Origin of the sequence: Cellvibrio sp. OA-2007 (assembly GCF_000953825.1) — a bacterium.
GTDB lineage: Bacteria > Pseudomonadota > Gammaproteobacteria > Pseudomonadales > Cellvibrionaceae > Cellvibrio.
Genome location: NZ_BBUL01000054.1, coordinates 1 through 5484, shown reverse-complemented (window position 1 = coordinate 5484; position 5484 = coordinate 1). Strand labels below are relative to the sequence as shown.

Below are 5484 nucleotides of genomic sequence, written 5' to 3'. Positions count from 1 at the left end.
GAACCCAAATTTATTCGTTTTACCACCGGCATGCGCAAACAGGCGTGGAATAAAAATGTGTTTTGTTTGGGTCTGGCCAGTGGTTTTATGGAACCACTCGAATCCACCAGCATCTATTTAATCCAATCAAGTCTTACCCTGCTGCTTAATCATTTCCCTAATAATCAATTCAATCAAACCCTGGTCAACACGGTGAACAACAACTTGCGTATACGGCAGGAGAAATTGCGCGATTTTTTAATCCTGCATTATTACGCCAACCAGCGCCATGGCCAAGCCTTCTGGGATGAATGCCGCAACATGGCAATTCCCGATACACTCAGCGCGCGCATTGAGTACTTTAAAGCCACCGGTCAACCCCAGGTAGATGAACTCGATTTTTTTGACACCAACAGTTGGCTGGCGATGTTTTCCGGGTTCAATATTCAGCCGCAGCATTACCATCCGGTGGTAGATGATTTTGATGTGCAACTCGTCGAACAGGAATTAAAAGCAATCGCTGCAAGCATTGCCAATACCGTTAAAGATCTACCGGATCACCTGCATTTTATGCAGCGCAATATTTTTATAAAATCTTCGCAAGTGGTTGAATAATTTCTGCGAAGGCATCATCTTTTGATGGCTTTCGTGAGCTGCCCACAGTTTTCCGCAAGAAAACTTTTTATCCTGGTTGAATTGACAGTTCACTCCGTAATCGGGCATCTAATGAATTTCGTTAATAGACTCTCGATCTTTTAAATAATGATCAAGTTCTATCTGTACTTTAGATGTGATTTTTTTATCGAAATTTGAGCGAATGGATTCTACTAATAAATCTACTGCCGATTGCGACATTTCATAAATGGGCTGATGGATTGTGGTGAGTTTTGGCCACATGGATTCAGCGAGTGTGGTGTCATCGAATCCCGCAACACTTAATTGTTCAGGTACGTCTATATGCATTTTGCGCGCAGCGGCAATTACGCCTGCAGCCATGTCATCATTGGAGGCAAAAATCGCACTGACTTTGGTTTTTTTCAAAATTTTTTCAGCGGCAAGCATGCCACCTTCAAATTCAAAGTTACCTTCACCGATCCAGCTGGATGCCACGCGCAAATTGTGTTTTTGCATGGTATCCATATAACCCGCGAAACGACGGTGACTAGTTTCCTGAGAGAGATCACCTTTAATAAAACCAATATTTTTATGGCCTTTATTGATCAGGTGTTCGGTCATTTGTACTGCGGCAGCATAGTCATTGATGTGGACACAAAAGGCGCGTTTGAGTTGTGCGCCTGGGCCGACGCGCACATAACGCAGTCCTTCGGCATCCAATGCATCTAGTAGTTTGGCGTTATCACTAAGGGGGGGCGGTACTATGATGCCGTCCAGTGCATGGCGACGAACCATTTTTTTAATATGAGAGTTGATATCCATATCGGAAAAGTCGCAGGGTTCCAGAATGAGGTGGTAGCCCAATTGGTTGCAGCGCAGCATGGTACCGATCAAATATTCTTTAATAAAGGCGCCTTTACTTTGATCGTAAAAAAAACCTATCTCGTAAGATTTTGCGCTGGATAAGCTGCGCGCTGAAATGTTGAGTTTGTAATTCAGTTTTTCTACTGCGGCCATGACGCGTTCGCGTGTTTCATCGGCGACTTTGCCATCTTCATTGAGTACGCGCGATACGGTCATCAGCGAAACGTTGGCCATTTCCGCTACATCGCGCATAGTGGATTGTTTATTTTTCTCGGGGGAGCGTCTTCCACTCATTACATATTTCCATGGAATAAAGAGATTGAGGATTGCGCGGCATCATAACGCGATTGTTATCTGGAGCAAATTATCCTAGGTAAAATAGCTTGATGCAATTACTAAAAGAGGGGATCGCGGGAGGAGAGGGTGGGGCAAAAAGGGCGACCCAAAAGGATCGCCATTAGCTTATCCGTTACAGCACAGGTGTTGTAGCGGACTTCACCAGCCAAAACTCATTGGCTAGAAACGCCAATGATGGAGATAGGGAGTGGCGCGATCCTTGCTCCTAAGTGTAAAAATATCTTTATCCTTTATTTATAAAGTTAACGCTGGTTTAGAGTGATTTAATAAAGTCCACGACAGCTTTTTTATCTGCAGCGCTCAATGCGTTATAGGCGCTGCGCGATGTTTGGCCTGCTCCGCCGTGGGCAGCAATGGCTGCTTCAACGCTGGCGGCAGAGCCATCGTGCATGAAGAGCACTGCGCGTCCACGCGATTCCAGTAGCGTCAAGTTGTGGCTTAAGCCCCATAGTGCAGGGGTGCGGTAAGCTTGATCGCCGCCTAAATCCCAGGTTTTCATATCTGTGTAAGGTCGGATACTAATGTTGCGCAGGTGCGAAGGCGCATCAGCGCGGGTTCTGGCTTCTGGTTTGTGGCAACCGGCGCAACCAATTTCATTGAATGCTACATCGCCACGCGCAACTGAAGGATTGTCGTATACCGCTGGGCGACGTGCAGGCACGGTCAGCACTTCGGTGTAGTTAACAAGAGTTTCCAGCACGCGGGGAGGTAGATCTTCTGCTCTAACACCATGATCTTCCAGTAGCGCGTTATGGATTTGATCTTCAACGCTTCCTACTTGGCCATCCCAACGGAAACCCGCTTCACGGCCGACCATCCACTCCAACAGTTTTACCCCGTATACCGGCGGTGGTAAACGTTTCCCGCGTGGTGTATCAATCACTTCAGAACCGCGACCATCGCGGAAGTGACAACCACCACAGCTGCGCTCACCAATTTTTACTTGGTCGTGTGCACCATGACGAACCTTGGGGTCAATACCGTGGAACAGGTGGTGGCCGACAATGAAGTCATTCATCAGGCCTTCCGAGTGCACAGTGACCAGTGGTTGGGTAAAGATAGCTTCTTGTTCATTGAAGATGTCCGCACCCGGTGCACCGGCGATAATCATGGTGGTACTGGCACGGCCCGCTGGGTTCAAACGCGGGTCACCGTAGTTACCCCAACCTAAACCGACGGTGTAGTAGGAGAAGTCGTTGTAAACCTGCGAGCCGGCTACAGCGGTGATCTCAAATTGAATGACTTGACCATAACTGAACTCACTGCCAAACCCAGTACCCATGTTGTAGGTGAATTGTTGTTGGCCATTGGAGTTGCCGGCGTGATGACGCGCTGCTTCAATCCGCAAAATACCGCCGCTTGCCGAGTGGCGAACTTGTACATTGTTGGGCGAGTCATCGACCCAAATGGTGTAGCGATCCAAATCGCGCAACAAGCTGTTGTTATGACATGCATCCGATACCGCTGCGGTACAACCGTCATGTGCAATCGGGTGGCGCCAGCGCATCCAGTTGGAAGAGCCATCGGTGAAGGGGGTGTAGGCATTGACGTTAACCCGTGTGGCGATAGTGAAGAGTGCCGTGTGAATCCAATCGGTACCGGCCAAACTGCTCATTGCCAGCGGGTGTTTGTAGCGGAAGAAGTAAGTGTAATTAGCTGACGAACATGGAATGGTCAGGGTTGAATTAACCAACTTGGCCATTTTAAAGGTCTTGTTGCCATCTTCAGAGCAATGCATTTCAAGGCCGGAATCGCCTGCGGTACGGGTGAAACCAACATCGCCCGCAGTACCTTGTGGAACATTGTTTGCACCCCAGCGCCAAGTTAATTGGTTGCCGGTGATATCAAATGCAAAGCCACGTGGATTAGCGGTGGCGCCATTGATGGGGGTTGCTAAGGCATCTGGGCGATTGGCGCGCGGTGCTGGGCCAACTTCATTGCCACCAAAGTGTACATAACCTTCATGGGAATTGGTGGTGAAATCCAGATTGCTAAAATCTGGTGGGTTAGTAGCCACGCTGATAGCGGTTGTTTTGGCCGAGCAATTGCCGGAATCATCACAGGCTTGTACGGCGTAGCTGTGACGCTCACCGGCTTTCATACCGCTAGCGGTGAATGATGTTGTGGTCGGACTGCCAATTTTTACGTTGTCTTTAAATACGTTATAGAGTGCAACCAAACCTGCTGCATCGGTTGATGCATTCCAGCTCAACAAGACTGTATTAATCGAATTGCCTTTACCGGTGAAATTACCTGGAACGGTAGGGGCTGTGGTATCGGGCGCAAAATTGCCCGTTGCAACAATGATTGTCGCACTTTTTGCTGAGCAGTTATTGGCTGCATCACAGGCACGGATCGCATACTGGTAGCTGCTATTTTCGGTCAAACCAGAGTCGTTGTGGCTGGTGCCAGCGGGCGATGCGACTAGTGTGTTGTTGCGGAACAATTCATAGCGGGCAACACCGCGGTTATCAGTAGAGGCAGTCCAAGTCAACGCAACGGCGCGGCCATTTTTCTGCACACCTTGTAAATTGCTCGGTAAGGTTGGTGCATCAAGATCCGGTGGTAAGCATGCGCTGGTAACAAAAGTGCCCTCTTTTTGGAAGGTAACATTGGTATTAATGGCGCACTGGCCGATAGCATTGTCCTGAATTTGGGTGCCGATATTGTAAACCGCGCCCAAGGTCAAGCCATCGATATTGCGTTCCCAGTAGCCATTGCGCAGCGTTGCTGTAGAGCAGGCACCGTTAAAGCACAGATTGGCAAACGCAGCGGTGAAGGGTTTATCGCGATGGCGAATAATACCGCTGGTATTGCTCACATAAACCAAGCCGAAATCACCGCTCGCGGCGGGTGCTGAGCTGGATGAGGATTGGCTGCTGGAACTTGGCAATGCTACGGCTGAAGATTGGCTGCTAGAACTCAAGGGTGTTGATGACTTGCTGCTCGAGCTAAGCGGTGTTGATGATTTACTGCTCGAATTCAATGGGGTTGATGACTTACTGCTGGAGCCAGGGGCAAGTGAGGAAACGCTCGCCGAGCTGACACTGACGCTGCCATTGAAACAGGCGGTTTCGCTTAATGCACTGCCGGGTATGAGGTTGCCAGAGGTGATGCATTGACCAGTGGCATTGTCCTGAATTTTAAACTCGACCTTATAGTTGGTCGCAGCGCCGACCGAACCAAAATTGCGCTCATAGCGGCCATTGGTTTTAGTGGCTGTTTGGCAATTGTCATTCAAACACAAATACACAAAACCACCGGTTTGACCGCCGTTCAAATGGTACAGCAGTCCGCTGGTGGTCAAACCGAATACACCTGCACCGTCTGTATTAGCACTGCTGGAGCTAGTCGCTGCAGGTGCTGAGCTGGCGGGAATAGATGAGGCTGGTATTGAAGCCGGTGCTGAAGAGGTTGCGGCTGAACTTACGGGGACTGAGCCGGAATAACAAGGTGTGCTTGCGACCGCATTGCCGGGTTTAACCGATGCAGATGTCAGGCATTGGCCAATAGCATTGTCCTGGATTTTAAATTCGATTGAATAGGTTGTGGCTGTCGTCACCGGAGCGAAAGAGCGCTCGTAACGATTACCCACTTTAGTCGCTGTACGGCAATCGCCATTCACACACAGGTACACAAAGCCCGCAGTTTGGCCGCCATCTAAATGAT

The 5484-nt window shown here is 49.2% G+C and carries 3 protein-coding genes; 1 reads left to right on the top strand and 2 read right to left on the bottom strand.

Translation table 11 applies throughout. The features are described from left to right. On the top strand, positions 1 to 594 hold a 594-nt coding region (locus tag AWU77_RS02405; protein WP_193747480.1), incomplete at its 5' end, for a tryptophan 7-halogenase. Positions 595 to 702: 108 nt separating this feature from the next. Here the strand turns inward: AWU77_RS02405 and AWU77_RS02400 are convergent. Both AWU77_RS02400 and AWU77_RS02395 read right to left on the bottom strand, forming a co-directional pair. Then, entirely contained in the window at positions 703 to 1752 is a 1050-nt protein-coding gene (locus tag AWU77_RS02400) for a LacI family DNA-binding transcriptional regulator (protein WP_062058716.1), read from the bottom strand. A 316-nt stretch (positions 1753 to 2068) separates the two neighbouring features. Further along, a partial coding sequence (locus tag AWU77_RS02395) for a family 31 carbohydrate-binding protein (RefSeq protein ID WP_193747479.1) occupies positions 2069 to 5484 on the bottom strand: 3416 nt, incomplete at its 5' end.

Excerpts from the sequence above, each read along its gene's own strand:
- AWU77_RS02400 (WP_062058716.1), bottom strand. The coding sequence starts at position 1,752 with ATGAGTGGAAGACGCTCCCCCGAGAAAAATAAACAATCCACTATGCGC.